Raw genomic sequence first — 17,875 nt, forward strand, 5'->3', positions numbered from 1 at the left:
CCCGGTCGTCTCGCCGCGGCTACGCTGACCACATGACGGCACAGCCTATATTCGAGATCGCCGAAGACGCCGGTATCGACACCTCCGAGCTCCTGCCATACGGCAGGTTCGTCGCGAAGGTTCCCCTGGAATCCGAGCCGGGCGACGCGCCGCTCGTGATGGTGACGGCCATCAACCCCACCCCGCTGGGGGAGGGGAAGACGACCACCGCCATCGGCCTGACGCAGGGCCTCGCCGAGATCGGCAGGCGTCCGATCCTCACGCTCAGGCAGCCCAGTCTCGGCCCGACGTTCGGGATCAAGGGCGGCGCCGCGGGTGCGGGCAAGAGTCAGGTGCTCCCGACGGAGATCCAGAACCTGCACCTCACCGGCGACTTCCACGCCGTCGCCGCGGCGCATAACCTGCTCGCCGCGATGATCGACAATCACCTGCACCACGGCAATGAACTCGACATCGACCCGCAGTCGATCCTGTGGCCGCGGGTGCTGGACGTGAACGATCGGGTGCTGCGCGACATCGTCGTCGGTCTGGGCGGTCGTCCCGATGGCGTGCCGCGGCAGACGTCGTTCGACATCACCGCAGCGTCCGAGGTGATGGCGGTTCTCGCCCTCGCCTCGGGCTACGACGATCTCCGCGCGCGGCTCGGCCGCATCGTGGTCGGGTCGAACCGGTCGGGGGACCCGATCACGGCGGACCATCTCCACGCCGGCGGGGCCATGGCGGTGCTGATGCGCGATGCGCTCATGCCGAATCTCATGCAGACGAGCGCGGGGAATCCGGTGCTCATCCATGCCGGCCCGTTCGGCAACATCGCGACCGGCAACTCTTCGGTCGTCGCCGATGTCGCGGCCTCTCGACTCGGCGACATCGTGGTCACCGAGTCGGGGTTCGGTGCCGACCTCGGCGCCGAGCGCATGGTGAACGTGAAGTCGCGACAGTCCGGGTATGCGCCGTCCGCCGCCGTCGTCGTCGCCACGGTGCGTGCGCTCAAAGCGCACACCGGCAGATATCGCATCGTTCCCGGCCGGGAGCTGCCGGATGAGCTGCTCGCCGAGAACCCCGACGCCGTGCGCGAGGGGTGCGCGAACCTCGGTCATCACCTGCGTACGCTCCGGCAGTGGGGTGTTCCGGTCGTCGTCGCCATCAACGCGTTCCCCGAGGATCACGAGTCCGAGCACCGCGCCATCGCCGAGTATGCGGCGGAAGCCGGAGTGGCGTGCGAGATCTCGACGCACGTGGTCGACGGGGGTCCAGGTGCGGCGTTGCTCGCCCGCGCCGTGGTCGCGGCGGTCGAGGGGAACGACACCCCCGGCGTCGTGCACCGCGACTACGCCGCCGATCAGCCGCTCACCGAGAAGATGGAGCACGTCGCGCGCAACGTCTACGGTGCCGAGGGGATCGATTTCACGCCCGCGGCACGTCAGGCGCTCGAGCGCTACACCGAACTCGGGTACGGCGACCTGCCGGTCGTCATCGCGAAGACCCATCTGTCGATCCCGCACGATCGCGCGATCGACCCCGAACAGCCGTGGCGTCTGCCGGTGCGCGAGGTGCGGCTCGCCGCAGGTGCCGGCTACGTCTACGCCCTGAGTGGAGCGATCTCGACCATGCCGGGGCTGTCGAAACATCCTCGTGCCGAGCGCATCGACCTCGTCGACGGCGAGATCGTCGGGCTCTAGAACCGAGTGAGGGAGGGATGCTCGCGGCATCCCTCCCTCACTCGCGCTGCGAGCGCTCCGGCCTAGATCTCTGCGGCGATCGCGGCGTCGATGACGCTCACCACATCGGCGATCAGCGCGTCGCTCATCTTGAGCGACGGCAGGAACCGGATCACGTTGCCGAACGCTCCCGCGCTCAGCAGCAGCACACCCTCCTGCGCCGCTCGCGCGATCACGCGCGAGACGAGCGCCGCGTCGTGCTCGAGGGTCTCGGGATCGGCGAACTCGATCGCGAGCATGGCCCCCTTGCCGCGCACATCGACGATGCGGTCGTACTTGGCCTGCAGGCCCTCGAGGGCCGGTTTGAACGCCCGCTCGATGCGCTGCGCCTCAGCGAGCAGGCTCTGGCTCTCGATCTGCTCGAAGACCGCGACCGCAGCGGCGCACGAGACAGGGTTGCCGCCGAAGGTGCCGCCGAGGCCGCCTGGCTGCGACTTGTCCATGATCTCGGCGCGGCCCGTGATGCCGGCGAGCGGCAGGCCACCGGCGATGCCCTTCGCCGAGAGCACGATGTCGGGCTCGACACCGAACTGCTCGATGGAGAAGACGGTGCCGGTACGCGCCATACCGGCCTGAACCTCGTCGGCGATGAAGACGATGCCGTTCTCGCGGCACCAATCGGCGATGGCGGGCAGGAAGCCGTCTGCGGGAACGATGAAGCCGCCCTCGCCCTGCACGGGCTCCACCACGAGACAGGCGAGATCCTCGGCGCCCGCGACCTTCTCGAGGTAGGCGATGGTGCGCTGGGCGGCTTCGGGGCCGGAGAGTCCGTCACGCAGCGGGTACGAGTTCGGCGCCTTCGTGATGTCGCCGGCGCGAGGGCCGTAGCCGAGCGCGTACGGCGCCGCCTTGTAGTTCATGCTCGACGTCAGCATCGTCCGGCCGTGGTAGGCGTGATCCAGCACGGCGACTCCGGGGCGACCGGTGTATTTGCGGGCAATCTTGACGCCGTTCTCGACAGCCTCGGCGCCCGAGTTCATGAGCAGCGTCTTGTAGGGCTGCTCGGGGGTGGAGCCGGGAACGTGCTGGGCGAGGTATTCGGCGACGCGCACATAGGGCTCGTACGGGGTCATCGTGAACAGCGTGTGCGTCACCTTGTGGAGCTGGGCCTCGGCCGCCGCGACGACGGCGTCGTCGGTGTGCCCGATGGTGGTCACGCCGATCCCGCCGCAGACATCGACGATCTGATTGCCGTCGACATCGACGAGCACGGAGTCGTGCGCGCGGTCGATGTAGACCGGGAGAACCGAGTGCACACCGGGCGGCACGACCGCCGTACGTCGCGCGTGCAGTTCTCGGGACTTCGGCCCCGGGATCTCGGTGACGACGCGACGTTCCTGGGTGATGGGGGTCTCTGCACTCATGCAGTCGAGTCTACTGCGGCTCGGCATGGTGGGACAGGACCGGGTAGCGTGGGCGCATGCGCGACACACACGAGTTCGAGGTCGGCGTCGAATGGCGCGGCAACCGGGGGAGCGGCACGAGCGGGTACCGCGATTACGGTCGGCAGCTCGTGATCCGTGCACCCCACAAGGCCGAGCTCGACGGGTCGGCGGCGCGGGTGTTCCACGGCGACCGCGACCGTTGGAACCCGGAGGAGCTGCTCGTCGCCGCACTGGCCGAGTGCCATATGCTCTCGTATCTGCACATGGCGGTCCGCGCGGGCGTCGTGGTGACGGCGTACGTCGATGACGCCGTGGGCGTGCTGCGGGTCGCGGGACTGGGTGGCGCGTTCAGCGAGGTCGTGCTGCGCCCCAGGGTCACCGTCGCCGAGCCGGGAATGGTGGAGGCGGCGCGCGCGGCGCACGCCGAAGCCAGCGAGCACTGCTTCATCGCGAACTCCGTGAACTTCCCGGTGCGCCACGAACCCGAGATCAGCGTCGCGGGGGAGTGACCCGCGTGCGGAGCGGCGCGTCGGCTGGCGATAGAATGGCACCCATGCCCCAGCGCTCCTCGTTCTTCATCACGACTCCGATCTTCTACGTCAACGACGCCCCGCACATCGGGCACGCGTACACGGAGGTCGCCGCAGACGTGCTGGCCAGGTGGCACCGCCAGGCGGGCGACGACACCTGGTTTCTGACGGGCACCGACGAGCACGGGCAGAAGATTCTCCGCACGGCGACCGCGAACGGCGCGCATCCGAAGGAGTGGGCCGACCGGTTGGTCGAGTCGGAGTGGAAGCCGCTGCTCGACCTCATCGACATCTCGAACGACGACTTCATCCGGACGACCGATGAACGGCACGAGCGCGGCGTCGCCAACTTCTTGCAAGATCTGTACGACGCCGGGCACATCTATGCAGGCGAGTTCGAGGCCCTCTACTGCGTCGGCTGCGAAGAGTTCAAGCCGAAGAGCGAGATCGTCGACGGCGAGGGCGCATTCGAGGGGCAGAAGGTGTGCGCGATCCACTCGAAGCCGCTCGAGCTGCTCCAGGAGAAGAACTACTTCTTCAAGATGAGCGCGTTCGCCGAGCGTCTGCTGAAGCTCTACGAGGAGCGCCCCGACTTCATTCAACCGGCGAGTGCCCGGAACGAGGTCATCGCGTTCGTGCAGCAGGGGCTCGATGATCTCTCGATCTCGCGCACCTCGTTCGACTGGGGCATTCCGATCCCGTGGGACGATGCGCACGTCACGTACGTGTGGTTCGATGCGCTGCTCAACTACGCGACGGCGATCGGCTACGGCACCGACACCGAGCAGTTCGCGCGGCGCTGGCCGGCGACGCACATCGTGGGCAAGGACATCCTGCGCTTCCACGCCGTCATCTGGCCGGCGATGCTCATGGCCGCGGGCGTCGAGGTGCCGCACCAGGTCTTCGCGCACGGCTGGCTGCTCGTCGGCGGCGAGAAGATGTCGAAGTCGAAACTCACCGGGATCGCTCCCAACGAGATCACGGACACCTTCGGGTCGGATGCGTTCCGCTACTACTTCATGCGCGCGGTGTCGTTCGGCCAGGACGGCTCCTTCAGCTGGGAAGATCTCGCGGCTCGGTACCAGGCGGAGCTCGCGAACGGTTTCGGCAATCTCGCCAGCCGTCTCCTCGCGATGAACGCGAAGTACTTCGACGGCCGCGTGCCCGAGGAGTCCTCGATCGCGGACACCGAGGCGGAGTCGGCGATCCGCGATCTCGTGGCCACGGTCGCCGAGCGCGCCGACGAGCGTATCGAGGCGCTCGCGATCCACGAGGCCATCGCGGCGATCTGGGAACTGGTCGACGCGCTGAACGGGTACATCACCGAGCAGCAGCCCTGGGTACTGGCGAAGGATCCTGAGCAGCGGGATCGCCTCGGCACGGTGCTCTACACCGTGACCGAGGGGCTGCGTGCGCTCGCCGAACTGCTGTCTCCCGTGATTCCGGAAGCCACGGCGAAGCTCTGGGCGGCACTCGGTGCGGAGGCAACGCTCGGAGCGCTCGATCAGCAGCCCCTGCGCGAGTCCGGTACCTGGGGCCGTCTGGTCTCCGGAACCGAGCAGCAGCCGCTCGCAGTGCTCTTCCCGCGCATCGACAGCGAGAGCGTCGGCTCGTGACGCAGGACGCCCCCGCCGGAGGGCTGCGCAAGCGGTCGCGCGATGGTGAGCGCGGTGATCCGAGTCGCCCGCCGATGCCCGAACCGCTGCCGGTGCCGCTCTACGACAATCACACCCACCTCGAATTCGAAGACGGCGTCGACGTGCTCGACCCTGCGGAATCCCTCGACCGCGCCACCGCGGTCGGGGTGCACGGCGTCGTCCAGGTCGGCACCGACCTCGAGACCAGTCGGTGGGGCGCGCAGCTCGCCGCCGCCGACTCGCGAGTGCTCGCCGCGGTCGCTCTGCACCCCAACGAAGCACCGCGTCTGGCCGCCCGCGGGTTGCTGAGCGAGCACCTCTCCGAGATCGCGCGTCTCGCCGCCGAACCGCGCGTGCGCGCGATCGGCGAGACCGGACTCGACTACTTCCGCACCGGTGAAGACGGCCGAGAAGACCAGATGGAGTCCTTCGAGGCGCACATCGAGATCGCGAAGGCCAATGGTCTGGCGCTGCAGATCCACGATCGTGATGCCCACGACGACGTGGTCGCCACGCTGCTGCGCGTCGGCGCCCCCGAGCGCACCGTCTTCCACTGCTTCTCCGGAGACGTCGGACTCGCGCGGATCTGCGCGGACCGCGGGTGGTATCTCTCGTTCGCCGGGACGGTGACGTTCAAGAACGCACCCGCCCTGCGGGAGGCGCTCGCCATCACCTCGCCCGACCGGGTGCTCGTCGAGACCGACGCCCCGTTCCTCACGCCCGAACCGTTCCGCGGCCGTCCGAACGCCCCGTACCTCATGCCGCACACCGTGCGCCGTATCGCCCAGGTGCTCGAGCAGCCGCTGGACGAGGTGTGCGCGCGACTCGCGAGGAACACCGAGCACGTCTACGGGCCGTGGTTGCTCGGCATGGAGCCCGAGGGGTGAACCTGCTCGGACCGGCCGAGGTGCGGGAGCTCGCCGCGCGACTCGACGTGACGCCGACGAAGAAGCTCGGGCAGAACTTCGTCATCGATCCGAACACCGTGCGCAAGATCGTGCGCGCCGCCGGTGTCGAGCGCGGCGACCGCGTCATCGAGATCGGGCCGGGCCTCGGGTCCCTCACACTGGGGCTCACCGAAGCCGGAGCCCACGTGACCGCCATCGAGATCGATGGGCGGCTCGCCGCCGAACTGCCTCGCACCGCAGAGGCGATGCAACCCGAGCTCGTCGATGGCGGACCCGAAGTCGGCTCTCTCCGCGTCGTCCACTCCGATGCCCTCGAACTCGCCGCCGAGCACCTCGACGCTCAGCTCGAGCGACCCGAAGTGCTCGTGGCGAACCTGCCGTACAACGTGTCGGTGCCGATCCTCATGCACCTCCTCGAACTCATCCCGTCCCTGCGCAGCGGGCTCGTGATGGTCCAGGCCGAGGTCGGCTACCGCGTCGCGGCGGGGCCCGGCTCGAAGGAGTACGGTTCGCCGAGCGCCAAGGCCGCGTGGTACGGCGAGTGGCGAATCGCCGGCACCGTCAGTCGGCGCATCTTCTGGCCGGTGCCAGGCGTGGACTCGGTACTCGTCTCCTTCACGCGCCGCGACGCCCCGCGCGGCACCGACGTCGAGCGGGCCCAGACCTTCGCCCTCGTGAACGCCGCGTTCGCGCAGCGACGCAAGATGCTGCGACAGGCCCTGCAGTCCGTGCTCGGTCCGGCGCAACGCGTGGTCGAGCTGTGCGCGGCCGCGGGCGTCGATCCGACCGCTCGCGCCGAGCAGCTCGCCATCGACGAATACCTCGCCGTCGCCCGAGCCGCACTCGCCGCCGTCACAGAAGCGCCACCCGTCACCGATCAGGGCGGACTGCGGTAGCGTGAGTGGCATGGAGTCGAGGCAGTCAGGCCGATCGGTCACGGTGCGCGCGCCGGGCAAGATCAACGTCTTCTTCCGCGTCGGCGCACTGCAGCACGACGGGTACCACAGCGTCGCCTCGCTCTACCAGGCGGTCTCGCTGTACGAAGAGGTGACGGCGACGCACGCCGAGGGGCGCAGCGTGCGGTTCTCGGGGCCCATCGACACCAGTGCGCTGGCCACCGACGACTCCAATCTCGCGATGCGCGCGGCCGCGCTGCTCATGCAGGAGACGGGGTACTCCGGCGGTGTCGCCCTCTCGATCGTGAAGCGCGTGCCGATCGCCGGAGGCATGGGAGGCGGCTCGGCCGACGCCGCGGCCACCCTGCTCGCGTGCGACGAACTGTGGGGGACCGGACTCGGCCGGACCGGACTGCTGCCGCTCGCGGCTCGGCTCGGTGCGGACGTGCCCTTCGCTCTCGAGGGCGGCACCGCGGTCGGCACCGGACGCGGCGACGAGCTCAGTCACGCTTTGGCGAAGGGCACGTTCCACTGGGTGCTCGCATTGCCTGACGGCGGTCTCAGCACGCCGACCGTGTACTCGGCACTCGACCGGCACCGCGACGAGCACCCCGCCGAGCTCGCCCCGCCGCCCGAACCGGTGAAGGTCGACACGGCCGTGCTGCAGGCGGTGCGGATCGGCGACCCCGAATCGCTCGCGAACGCCATGCACAACGATCTGCAGGCCGCCGCGGTGAAGCTCGCCCCGAACCTGCTCGAGGTCATGGAGCTCGGAGAGCAGCGCGGTGCTCTCGCCGGGATCGTCTCGGGTTCCGGACCGACCGTGGCGTTCCTGGCGCAGGACAACCGATCGGCGGCCGAACTGCAGCGCGTGCTGACGCGCTCCGGGGTGCGCTCGCTCACCGCGACGGGCCCGGTGCCCGGCGCGCGCGTGATCGAGAGCTGAGACCGCTCAGTCCTCGGGGGCCAGGAAATAGAGGCCGGTGATCTGTCCGCCGGCGTCGATCGAGAGCTGCATGTCGACCGGATCGGTGCTCGAGCTCTCGAGCCGGATCACCGACTGCGTCTCACCCGCTGCGTAGTCGGTGACGGTGTAGGGGCGTGCGGGCCGCACGTTCTCGGTGACGATGCCGACGAACTCGGACGCGGGCACTTCCTCGAGGAATGCCGGGTGCAACGCCGCTTCCCACTCCTCCTCGGTGGTCTCGGCGTCGTCGTTCAAGATGTCGACGACCCACTGGGTGCGGTCGCCGACCACCGTGTCGGGCACCGGTACCGCTTCGGGGGTCTCGTCGGGGATCATCGAGCTGCATCCGACGCTGATGAGCACCGCGGCGCAGGCCCCCGCGATGGCGAGCGTGCGACGAGCTTTCATAGGCGAGTCCAATCCTGTGCGGCGGTCGGTGAACGCGTCCTTCGAGCCTATCGACCGCGCACGGGTTCCCGCGAAGCCCAGCCGGTAGGCTGGAGGCCTTATGGCGCATTTGCTGGGGGCCGAGGCCCTGCACCTCGAAGTACCGACCAAAGTCGTATTCGACTCCGTGACGATCGGCGTCGCCGCGGGCGATCGCATCGGCATCGTGGGGCGCAACGGCGACGGCAAATCCAGTCTGCTCATGATGCTGGCCGGACGCCGGGATCCCGATGGCGGACGCGTGACCATGCGCGGCGGCACGACGATCGGCGTGCTCGATCAGGCCGACGTCTTCGTGACCGATGAGACCGTCGGCAACGCGGTCGTCGGTGATGCCGCCGAGCACGAGTGGGCGAGCGACCCGCGCGCGCGAGACGTCATCGAGGGGCTCATCGCCGACCTGCCGTGGGACGCCCGCGTCGACGCGCTCTCGGGCGGACAGCGCCGCCGCGTCGCCCTCGCACGGTTGCTCGTCGGCGACTGGGACATCCTGGCACTCGACGAGCCGACGAACCACCTCGATGTCGAGGCGATCTCCTGGCTCGCCGAGCACCTCAAGCGGCGCTGGGCAGCGAGCCAGGGGGCGCTCCTCGTCGTCACGCACGACCGTTGGTTCCTGGATGAGGTGTGCAACGCCACCTGGGAGGTGCACGACCGCATCGTCGAGCCGTTCGAGGGCGGGTACGCCGCGTACATTCTGCAGCGCGTCGAGCGCGACCGTCAGGCCGCCACGATCGAGCAGAAGCGGCAGAACCTCGCCCGGAAGGAGCTGGCGTGGTTGCGTCGCGGAGCGCCGGCCCGCACCTCGAAACCGAAGTTCCGCATCGACGCCGCGAACGAGCTCATCGCCGATGTACCGGCCGTGCGCGACTCGGTCTCGCTGCAGTCGATGGCGGTGCAGCGGCTCGGCAAGGAGGTCGTGAACCTGCTCGACGCCGGTGTCGCGTACGGGGACCGATCGGTGCTCGAAGACGTCGAGTGGCTGCTCGCTCCAGGAGAGCGCACGGGCATCCTCGGCGTGAACGGCGCGGGCAAGTCCACGCTGCTGGGGCTCATCGCCGGCACCGTCGAGCCCACGAGTGGTCGCGTGAAGCGCGGCAAGACGGTCAAGGTCGCGACCCTCACTCAACGGCTCGACGAGCTCGAGGAGCACCTCCACGAGCCCGTCCGCGTCGTCATCGGTCGTCTGCGCACGAGTTTCTCCGTGGGGTCGGGATCCAAAGCGCAAGAACTCACTCCCTCGCAGCTGCTCGAGCGGATGGGGTTCTCGAGCGCGCAGCTGTCGACCCCGGTGAAAGACCTCTCCGGAGGGCAGAAGCGACGCCTCCAGCTGCTCCTGATCCTGCTCGATCAGCCGAACGTGCTGATCCTCGACGAGCCGACCAACGACCTCGACACCGACATGCTCGCGGCGATGGAGGATCTGCTCGACTCGTGGCCTGGCACGCTCATCGTCGTGAGCCACGACCGGTACTTCCTCGAACGCGTCACCGATCAGCAGTACGCGATCCTGGATCGTCATCTGCGGCACCTGCCCGGGGGCGTGGACGAGTACCTGCGGCTGCGGGCGGCGCAGGATCACGGCACCTCGGCACCGACCGCTGCGGGGAACGGGGCATCGACGACGGCGCAGGCCGTGGCGACTCCCGCGCTGTCCGGGGCCGAGTTGCGCTCCGCGCAGAAGGAGCTCTCGTCGATCGAGCGGAAGATGGAGAAGCTGCAGTCGGATATCGCGCGCTCGCGAGACGGGCTCGCCGATCTCGACCAGACCGACTTCCAGCTCCTGAACGCCGAGATGTCCAAGATCACCGCGCTCGAGGACGAGGTCGTCGCGCTCGAGGAGCGCTGGATGGAGCTTTCCGAGCTGGTGGAGTAGCGTCCGCTGTATGACCGTTCCGCAGCAGCTCGACCACATCGTCATCGCCGGCCCCGATCTGGACGCCCTCGTCGCCTGGTTCGCCGACCGGACGGGCGTGACCGCCGCCCCCGGCGGTGCGCATCCGACGGGGACCGCGAACGCGCTCATCGCGCTCACGATCGACGGTGCCCGCGGACCGCAGTACCTCGAGCTCATCGGGCCGGACCCCGATCGCGGCGATCCGGGCCTGCCGTCGATGTTCGGCATCGACCGGCTCAGCGGGCCGACCGTGCAGACGTACGCGGTGCACCCGGCCGACATCGAGGCGACCGTGGCGGAGGCGCGCGAGCGCGGCGTCGATCTCGGCGAGGTCGCCGACCTGTCGCGGCACACACCGAATGGTGAGCTCCTGGAATGGCGCCTCGCCGGTGTGCGCGGTCCGCGGCGCGAGATCCCCTTCGTTATCGACTGGGGCGGCACCCCGCACCCGGGGCTCGGAGATATGCCGCTCCTCGAACTGCGGTCGTTCACGTGGGTCGAGAGCGATGCGACCCGTCGCCGCGAGCTCAGCGCGGCGCTCGGCGCACTCGGTCTCGGTGTCGGAGCCGCAGAGGTCGTGGACGGGAGCGACTCGGGATTCAGGCTCGAACTCGTGCGGGCGGACGGCGGCACCGCGATCCTCTGAGCGTTCGAGCGAGCACTCGCGCGATGGCAGGCCGGACGGTGGAATGCAACCCGGTATCAGTGGCGACACGGCGTTGTTAGCGTGGCTCCCACTTCGCGCCGCGCAACAGGAGTACGCAGTGAGAGCGTTGCGCACGGCGGAAGCGCACCCCGCACACCGATGTCAGGAGCATGCACCGTGTCACCACACATTCCTGGAGCCCCGGCTCCCACGCCCCCGCCCGTTGCAGAGCCCACCGAAGCGCGCGAGCCGCTGCCCCCGAAGGACGATCAGCAGGGTCCTGAGACCGTCAGTGCGACCGGTGAACGGTCCGGAGCTGACCAGGACGTCCGTGCGCAGCGCGGATCCTTCCTCACGACGTCGCAGGGTGCCCGCATCCGCGACACCGACCACTCGCTGAAGGCGGGGCCGCGCGGACCGACGCTGCTGCAGGACCACCACCTCCGCGAGAAGATCACCCACTTCGACCACGAGCGCATTCCCGAACGCGTTGTGCACGCGCGCGGTGCTGCGGCGCACGGCGTCTTCGAGTCCTACGGCAACGCGGCGAACCTCACCTGCGCGAAGTTTCTCGCCGAGAAGACGACCGTGCCGGTGTTCACCCGGTTCTCGACCGTGGTCGGCTCGCGCGGGTCCGCGGATGCCGTGCGCGACACCCGCGGATTCGCCACCAAGATGTACACCGACGAGGGAACGTTCGACCTGGTCGGAAACAACATTCCCGTGTTCTTCATCCAGGACGGCATCAAGTTCCCGGACATCGTGCACGCCGCGAAGCCTCATCCGGATCGCGAGATCCCGCAGGCGCAGAGCGCGCACGACACGTTCTGGGACTTCGTCTCCCTGCACACGGAAGCCCAGGCGCACGTGATGTGGCAGATGTCCGACCGCGCCATCCCGCGCTCGTACCGCACCATGGAAGGGTTCGGGGTCCACACGTTCCGGCTGGTGAATGCCGAGGGGCAGAGCTCCCTCGTGAAGTTCCACTGGAAGCCGAAGCTCGGCGTGCACTCGGTGCTGTGGGAGGAGGCCCAGCTGATCAACGGCGCCGACCCCGACTTCCACCGACGCGACCTGGCCGATGCGATCGAGGCCGGCGCGTACCCGCAGTGGGAGCTCGGCGTCCAGGTGTTCCCCGACACCGACGAGGAGGTGTTCGCGGGCATCGACCTGCTCGACCCGACGAAGATCGTGCCCGAGGAGCTCGCCCCTGTGAAGCCCATCGGCATGCTCACGCTGAACGCCAACCCGAAGAACTACTTCGCCGAGACCGAGCAGGTCGCGTTCCACCCCGGCCACCTGGTGCCCGGCATCGAGGTCACCAACGATCCGCTGCTGCAGGCGCGTCTGTTCTCGTACATCGACACGCAGATCACGCGTCTCGGGGGGCCGAACTTCTCGCAGATCCCGATCAACCGGCCGCACGCGCCCGTCAACGACATGCTGCGCGACGGCTTCCACCAGTCGGCGGTGCACACCGGCGTCGCCCCGTACCGGCCGAACTCGCTCGACGGCGGGTGCCCCTTCCACGCCGGCGACGGCCAGGCGGCACTGATCGACTTCCCGGAAGCGGTGCAGGAGGCGGTGAAGCTGCGCGAGTCCCCGGCATCGTTCGAGGATCACTACTCGCAGGTGACGCAGTTCTTCCGCAGTCTCATGCCCGCCGAGCAGGATCACGTGATCCAGGCGTACACGTTCGAGCTCGGCAAGTGCTTCGAGCCTGCGATCCGCGAGCGGCAGTTGCAGCGACTCGCGAATATCGACGCCGACCTGTGCGCCGCGGTGGCGACGGGGCTCGGCATGACGGCTCCGGATCCGGAGCAGCCGCCGCGCGACTCCGAGCCGAGCCCGGCGCTGTCGCAGATCGGCGGCACATGGCCCGTGGACGGACGCATCATCGGCATCGCCGTGGACGCGGACAGCGACGCGGCGACGGTCGCCGATCTCGCCGAGCGCATCGACGACGCGGGTATGGTGCCGCTCATCATCGCACCGACCGCCGGGACCCTCGACGATGGGACCCCGATCCAACGCACCTACCTGACGGCGCGCTCCGTGGAGTTCGACGCGATCGTGTTCGCGACGGTGCAGGGTGCGCCCGCCGCGGACGCGGTCCCGGATCGCGACGCCAAGGCGGGGGATCCCGTCGGCCGCGGGCCGGTCGATCCGCGGCTCGTGCTCTTGGCGGCCGAGGCGTTCCGGCACGCGAAGGCGGTGCTGTTCACGGAGCAGACGCCGATCCCCGAGGCGGCGGGAATCGATCGGAATGCGCCCGGTGTGCTCGTGGGTGCCCCGCTCGATCACCTCGACGATCTCGTCGGTCTGCTCGGGCAGCACCGGGTGTGGGAGCGCTTCGCCTGACGCGGGCGAGACGACGCGGCGGGGCCGGGACGCGCAGTGCGTCCCGGCCCCGCCCATGCGTGCCCGCGATCACGGGGAGGGCGTGCCGCCGTTCACGTTCAGGGTCTCGCCGATGACGTAGCTCGACTCGGGGGACGTCAGGAACACGTACGCCGGTGCGAGTTCGGTCGGCTGTCCGGCGCGCCCGAGCGGGGTGTCCTTGCCGAATTCAGGCAACGCGTCCTTCGGCTGGCCATCCGACACCTGGAGCGGGGTCCAGATGGGTCCGGGCGCGACCCCGTTCACCCGGATGCCCTGCTGGGCGAGCGCCTGACCGAGGCCCTTGGTGAAGTTGTTGATGGCCGCCTTCGTCGACGCGTAGTCGAGCAGATGCGGGGAGGGCTGGTACGCCTGGATCGACGTCGAGTTCACGATCGTGGAACCGGCAGGCATATGCGGCACCGCCGCGTGGCTGACGCGGTAGATCGCGTGAATGTTCGTCTCGAACGTGTGCGCCCACTGGTCCTCGGAGAGATCCTCGAAGCGCTCGACGGCGATCTGCCTGCCGGCGTTGTTCACCAGAGCGTCGAGTCCGCCGAGCGCCGCAACGGCATCGGCGACGAGCTGCGTGCAGAACGCGCTGTCGGAGAGGTCGCCAGGGAACAGGAACGCGCGGCGCCCGGACGCTTCGATGATCGACTTGATCTCCTGCGCGTCAGGTTCTTCGTCGGGGAGGTACGAGAGCGCGACGTCGGCACCCTCACGGGCGAACGCGATGGCGACGGCGGCACCGATGCCCGAGTCCGCACCGGTGATCAGTGCTTTGCGCCCCTCGAGGCGACCGGTACCGCGGTAGGAGTGCTGGCCGCGGTCGGTCTGCGGTTCGAGGTCGCGGTCGAGTCCCGGCTCCGGCTGATGCTGCTTCGGCGGGGTGACGCTCGGAAAGCGCGTCACGGGGTTCTGGAACGTCAGCTGATCGGTCATGTGATTCCTCCTGCGTGCGTGTGATTTCGGACGAGTGCGTCGGTCAGATGTTGCTCACTGGTGATCCTCTTCGATCTGAGCGTAGACATCGAGCAGTGCGAGCGCGCGCGTTCCCGCTGCGCCTTCGGTCTGCAACGTCGCGCGCATCGCGTCGACCTGCTCGCGCCCGTGGGGGAACGGTGGAATCAGCGGAACTTCGCGGTCCGTGCGGGCCTCGATGACCACCGGCCGGTCGGCGGCGAAAGCCTGATCGAGCGCCGCATCGAGCGAGCCCGGGTCGTCGACGCGGATGCCGCGCAGTCCGAGCAGCTCCGCGTACCCGGCGAAGTCGAATCGCGGCAGGTCCTGCGATGCGGCGAAGCGCGGCTGCGACTCCATCTCGCGCTGCTCCCAGCTCACCTCGGCCAGATCGAGGTTGTGCAAGACGAGCACGATGAACCGCGGGTCGCTCCAGCCCGTCCAGCGTTCGGCGACCGTGATGAGATCGCTGATCCCGAGCATCTGCATCGCACCGTCGCCGGCGACGACCGCGACCGGTCGATCCGGCGCGGACTCCTTCGCGCTGACGCCGAACGGCACGCCGCAGCCCATGCTCGCGAGCGTGCTCGAGAGGTGCGCGGGCACGCCGCGCGGCAGCCGCATCTGACGTACGTAATGGTAGACCGAGCTGCCCACGTCGATCGCCATCCGGCTGTCGGGGGTGAGGCGCTCGCCGAAGCGGCGGACGACAAGCTCGGGGTTCAGGGGGTCCGCGGCAACCTCGGCGCGCAACCGGGCGATCTCCCGCCAGTTCTCGACGTGCCGCTCGACCTCCGTGCGCCACGGAGTGCGGCCCCGCTCCACCAGTCGTGCGATCAGCGCATCGACCGTCGGCCCGCTCTCGCCGATGAGACCCGTCTCGACCGGGTATCGGTTCGCGATGATGGCGGGATCGATGTCGATCTGCACCGCCCTCGCCTGCTCCGGGGCCGGGTAGAACTCGGTCCACGGATCGTTGGACCCGATGATGATGAGCGTGTCGCACTCCTGCAGCACACGGGCCGAAGCCGAGGTGCCGAGATGGCCCATGGTGCCGGCGACCAGCGGATGGGTCTCATCCACGTACGGCTTGCCGAGCAGGCTCGTGGTGACACCGGCTCCGAGGTGCTCGGCGAGCGCGATCACCTCGTTCCAGGCGTGCCGCATGCCCCGGCCGGCGAGAATCGCAATGCGGGCGCCGGATTCGATGACCTGTACCGCGGCGTCGAGATCCTCGTCTCGCGGCCGGACGTGCCCCGTCGTCCAGCGGGGGGCGGTGACGACCTCGCCGTGCGCCTGCCCGAGATCGGGAGCGGGCGCCTGCTGCACGTCATGCGGCAGGATGATGACCGCCGGTTGACGGTTCGCGAGCGCCGAGCGGAAAGCGCGATCGAGCACCATCGGCAACTGCTCGGGCGCGGAGACCTGCTGCACGAAGGGCGAGGCCACGTCGTGGAACAGGTTCGGCAGGTCGATCTCCTGCTGGTAGTCCGAACCGAGCACGCTCGTGTGCTGCTGCGCAACGAGCGCCACGACCGGCGCGCTGTCGAGCTTCGCGTCGTAGAGTGCGGTGAGAAGGTGCACCGCTCCGGGGCCCTGGGTCGATGTCACGACGCCGACGCTCCCGGTGAACTTCGCTTCACCCACCGCCATGAAGGCCGCGCTCTCCTCGTGCTTCGCCTGGACGAAGCGGGGGCCCTGCTGGGCGCGCTGCAGCGCTCCCAGCAGGGGGTTGTTCCCGTCACCCGGGTAGCCGTAGAGGCGCTGCACGCCCCAGTCAGTCAGTCGTGCGACGATGAGGTCTGACGTGGTCTGCTGCATGCCCCTCATCGTCGCAACTGATGACCGCGAGGACGAGGCCCTTGCGTCACACCACGCCGACTGATTGACTGCCGCGTCTGCTCAGTAGTGCGCGGGAGGATCGCTGCTCGGGAAGGATTCCTCGCCCCACTCGTCCGCGAGTTCGTCGTCGCTCTGCACGGCGCCGTCGTTCTGCTGGTCCTCGGTCGTGCCCGGGCGCTCGGCCTGATCGTCCCTGGCCTCCTCGGGAACGCCCTCCGGCGTCGTGTTCGAGTCGTTGCTCATGTCGCACCTCCGTGGTCGATGCGGTCGCGACCCGATTCGTCCGGTCGTGATCCGCGTATCCCTGAGCGTACCGGTGGGCATGCGGGGAGGACACCGTGAGTGGCACGCGTTCGCCCAGAGGAGAATGCCTGCCGCTCACGGCTGGTCGATCCGGATCAGGCGAACTCGTGCGCGTCGTGTCCGGCGACCGGCGTGAGGCGTCGCAACTGCGTGACGTGACGGGGCTCGAGCTCTTCGAGGGAGGCCACCCCGAGGAGCGTCATGGTCCGCTCGATCTCGGTGCGCAGGATCTCGATCGTGTGGTCGACGCCCGCGCGACCACCCGCCATGAGTCCGTAGAGGTACGCGCGCCCGATGAGGCTGAACTGCGCGCCGAGCGCGACGGAGGCCACGATGTCCGCGCCGTTCATGATGCCCGTGTCGACCATGACGGTGGCGTCTCGCCCGACCTCGCGCACCACCTGCGGCAGCAGGTGGAAGGGCACGGGGGCCCGGTCCAGTTGGCGGCCGCCGTGGTTCGAGAGGACGATGCCGTCGACGCCGTCGTCGATGAGGCGCACGGCGTCCGGAAGGTTCTGCACGCCCTTCACGACGAGCTTGCCCGGCCACATCTCTCGGATGATCTTGAGATCCTCGTATGAGATGGTCGGGTCCATCGCCGAGTTCAAGAGTTCACCGACGGTGCCACCGGTGGAGGACAGCGACGCGAACTCGAGCTTCGGCGTGGTGAGGAAGTCGACCCACCACCACGGTCTCGGGATCGCGTTGAGGATGGTGCCGACCGACAGCTGCGGCGGAATCGAGAACCCGTTGCGCTTGTCGCGCAGACGCGCACCGGCGATCGGGGTGTCGACCGTGAACATGAGGGTGTCGAACCCGGCCTGCGCCGCCCGCTCGACGAGGCCGTAGGAGATGTCGCGATCCCGCATGATGTACAGCTGGAACCAGTTGCGTCCGTCGGGGTTCGTCGCTCGCACGTCCTCGATCGAGGTCGTCCCGAGCGTCGACAGGGTGAACGGAATGCCGGCGGCACCCGCCGCTCCGGCGCCGGCGATCTCGCCCTCGGACTGCATGAGTCGCGTGAACCCGGTCGGTGCGATGCCGAACGGCAGCGCTGAGGCGCCGCCGAGAATCCGGGTCGTCGTATCGACCCGGTCGGCCGGCCGCAGCACGTCGGGGTGGAACTCGATGTCCGCGAATGCCTGCCTGGCGCGATGGATCGAGACTTCGCCCTCGGCGGCGCCGTCGGTGTAGTCGAAGGCGGCGGCGGGGGTGCGGCGCTTCGCGATCTTCCGCAGGTCTGCGATGGTGAGCGCCGCGTCGAGCCGACGCTTCTTCCCGTCGAGCTGCGGCTTCTTGAACTGCATGAGCTCGAGGAGTTCTGCGGGCTTCGGGAGCTGACGCTGCATGGGATGGG

At 69.0% G+C, this 17,875-nt stretch carries 15 protein-coding genes; 9 read left to right on the forward strand and 6 right to left on the reverse strand.

What is annotated here, in order from left to right; all coding sequences use genetic code 11:
* The first annotated feature begins 32 nt into the window (after window positions 1-32).
* The gene (locus J4H85_RS04830) at window positions 33-1,679 is read left to right on the forward strand and encodes a formate--tetrahydrofolate ligase (RefSeq protein WP_208237443.1); all 1,647 of its coding nucleotides are present in this window, start codon (window positions 33-35) and stop codon (window positions 1,677-1,679) included.
* 62 nt (window positions 1,680-1,741) lie between these two features.
* On the opposite strand, the gene J4H85_RS04835 is transcribed toward J4H85_RS04830, so the two are convergent.
* Window positions 1,742-3,082, reverse strand: a complete 1,341-nt coding sequence (locus J4H85_RS04835) for an aminotransferase class III-fold pyridoxal phosphate-dependent enzyme (RefSeq protein WP_208237445.1) — start codon at window positions 3,080-3,082, stop codon at window positions 1,742-1,744.
* Between the two features lie 56 nt (window positions 3,083-3,138).
* On the opposite strand from J4H85_RS04835, the gene J4H85_RS04840 reads away from it, so the two are divergent.
* Genes J4H85_RS04840 through J4H85_RS04860 form a run of 5 tightly spaced genes read left to right on the forward strand, consistent with a single transcriptional unit; the run spans window position 3,139 to window position 8,020 of the window.
* Window positions 3,139-3,612, forward strand: coding sequence for an OsmC family protein (locus J4H85_RS04840; protein WP_208237446.1), 474 nt, complete (start codon window positions 3,139-3,141; stop codon window positions 3,610-3,612).
* A gap of 44 nt (window positions 3,613-3,656) precedes the next feature.
* Complete coding sequence (gene metG / locus J4H85_RS04845) at window positions 3,657-5,249, forward strand: methionine--tRNA ligase (RefSeq protein WP_208237447.1); 1,593 nt, start codon at window positions 3,657-3,659, stop codon at window positions 5,247-5,249.
* Window positions 5,246-6,157 (forward strand): TatD family hydrolase, encoded by a 912-nt coding sequence (locus J4H85_RS04850; RefSeq protein WP_307863425.1) that lies wholly within the window; start codon window positions 5,246-5,248, stop codon window positions 6,155-6,157. The genes metG and J4H85_RS04850 overlap by 4 nt, the downstream gene beginning before the upstream one ends.
* Window positions 6,154-7,074, forward strand: coding sequence for a 16S rRNA (adenine(1518)-N(6)/adenine(1519)-N(6))-dimethyltransferase RsmA (gene rsmA, locus J4H85_RS04855; RefSeq protein ID WP_208237448.1), 921 nt, complete (start codon window positions 6,154-6,156; stop codon window positions 7,072-7,074). Before J4H85_RS04850 ends, rsmA begins: the two co-directional genes overlap by 4 nt.
* A 10-nt stretch (window positions 7,075-7,084) precedes the next feature.
* Window positions 7,085-8,020: a 4-(cytidine 5'-diphospho)-2-C-methyl-D-erythritol kinase gene (locus J4H85_RS04860; RefSeq protein WP_208237449.1), complete on the forward strand. Its 936-nt coding sequence runs from the start codon at window positions 7,085-7,087 to the stop codon at window positions 8,018-8,020.
* Window positions 8,021-8,026: 6 nt separating this feature from the next.
* On the opposite strand, the gene J4H85_RS04865 is transcribed toward J4H85_RS04860, so the two are convergent.
* Window positions 8,027-8,449: a Cpe/LpqF family protein gene (locus J4H85_RS04865; RefSeq protein ID WP_208237450.1), complete on the reverse strand. Its 423-nt coding sequence runs from the start codon at window positions 8,447-8,449 to the stop codon at window positions 8,027-8,029.
* Window positions 8,450-8,549: 100 nt separating this feature from the next.
* Here J4H85_RS04865 and J4H85_RS04870 point away from each other — a divergent pair, with 100 nt between their 5' ends.
* The 3 genes from J4H85_RS04870 (at window position 8,550) to J4H85_RS04880 (ending at window position 13,392) form a co-directional block, all read left to right on the forward strand.
* Complete coding sequence (locus J4H85_RS04870) at window positions 8,550-10,364, forward strand: ABC-F family ATP-binding cassette domain-containing protein (protein ID WP_208237452.1); 1,815 nt, start codon at window positions 8,550-8,552, stop codon at window positions 10,362-10,364.
* A gap of 10 nt (window positions 10,365-10,374) precedes the next feature.
* A complete protein-coding gene (locus J4H85_RS04875; protein ID WP_208237454.1) occupies window positions 10,375-11,031 on the forward strand; it encodes a VOC family protein in 657 nt (218 codons plus the stop codon).
* Window positions 11,032-11,190: 159 nt separating this feature from the next.
* The gene (locus J4H85_RS04880; RefSeq protein WP_208237456.1) at window positions 11,191-13,392 is read left to right on the forward strand and encodes a catalase; all 2,202 of its coding nucleotides are present in this window, start codon (window positions 11,191-11,193) and stop codon (window positions 13,390-13,392) included.
* A gap of 69 nt (window positions 13,393-13,461) precedes the next feature.
* Here J4H85_RS04880 and J4H85_RS04885 read toward each other — a convergent pair whose 3' ends face one another.
* From J4H85_RS04885 to J4H85_RS04900, 4 genes are all read right to left on the reverse strand, one after another.
* Window positions 13,462-14,355: an SDR family oxidoreductase gene (locus J4H85_RS04885; RefSeq protein ID WP_208237458.1), complete on the reverse strand. Its 894-nt coding sequence runs from the start codon at window positions 14,353-14,355 to the stop codon at window positions 13,462-13,464.
* Window positions 14,356-14,409: 54 nt separating this feature from the next.
* Complete coding sequence (locus J4H85_RS04890; RefSeq protein WP_208237460.1) at window positions 14,410-16,194, reverse strand: thiamine pyrophosphate-requiring protein; 1,785 nt, start codon at window positions 16,192-16,194, stop codon at window positions 14,410-14,412.
* Window positions 16,195-16,275: 81 nt separating this feature from the next.
* On the reverse strand, window positions 16,276-16,458 hold the full coding sequence (locus J4H85_RS04895; RefSeq protein WP_208237462.1) for a hypothetical protein: 183 nt from the start codon (window positions 16,456-16,458) through the stop codon (window positions 16,276-16,278).
* A gap of 155 nt (window positions 16,459-16,613) precedes the next feature.
* Entirely contained in the window at window positions 16,614-17,867 is a 1,254-nt protein-coding gene (locus J4H85_RS04900) for an alpha-hydroxy acid oxidase (protein WP_208237464.1), read from the reverse strand.
* Between the last annotated feature and the right edge of the window lie 8 nt (window positions 17,868-17,875).

Source organism: Leucobacter tardus, assembly GCF_017583045.1.
Classification (GTDB): domain Bacteria; phylum Actinomycetota; class Actinomycetes; order Actinomycetales; family Microbacteriaceae; genus Leucobacter; species Leucobacter tardus.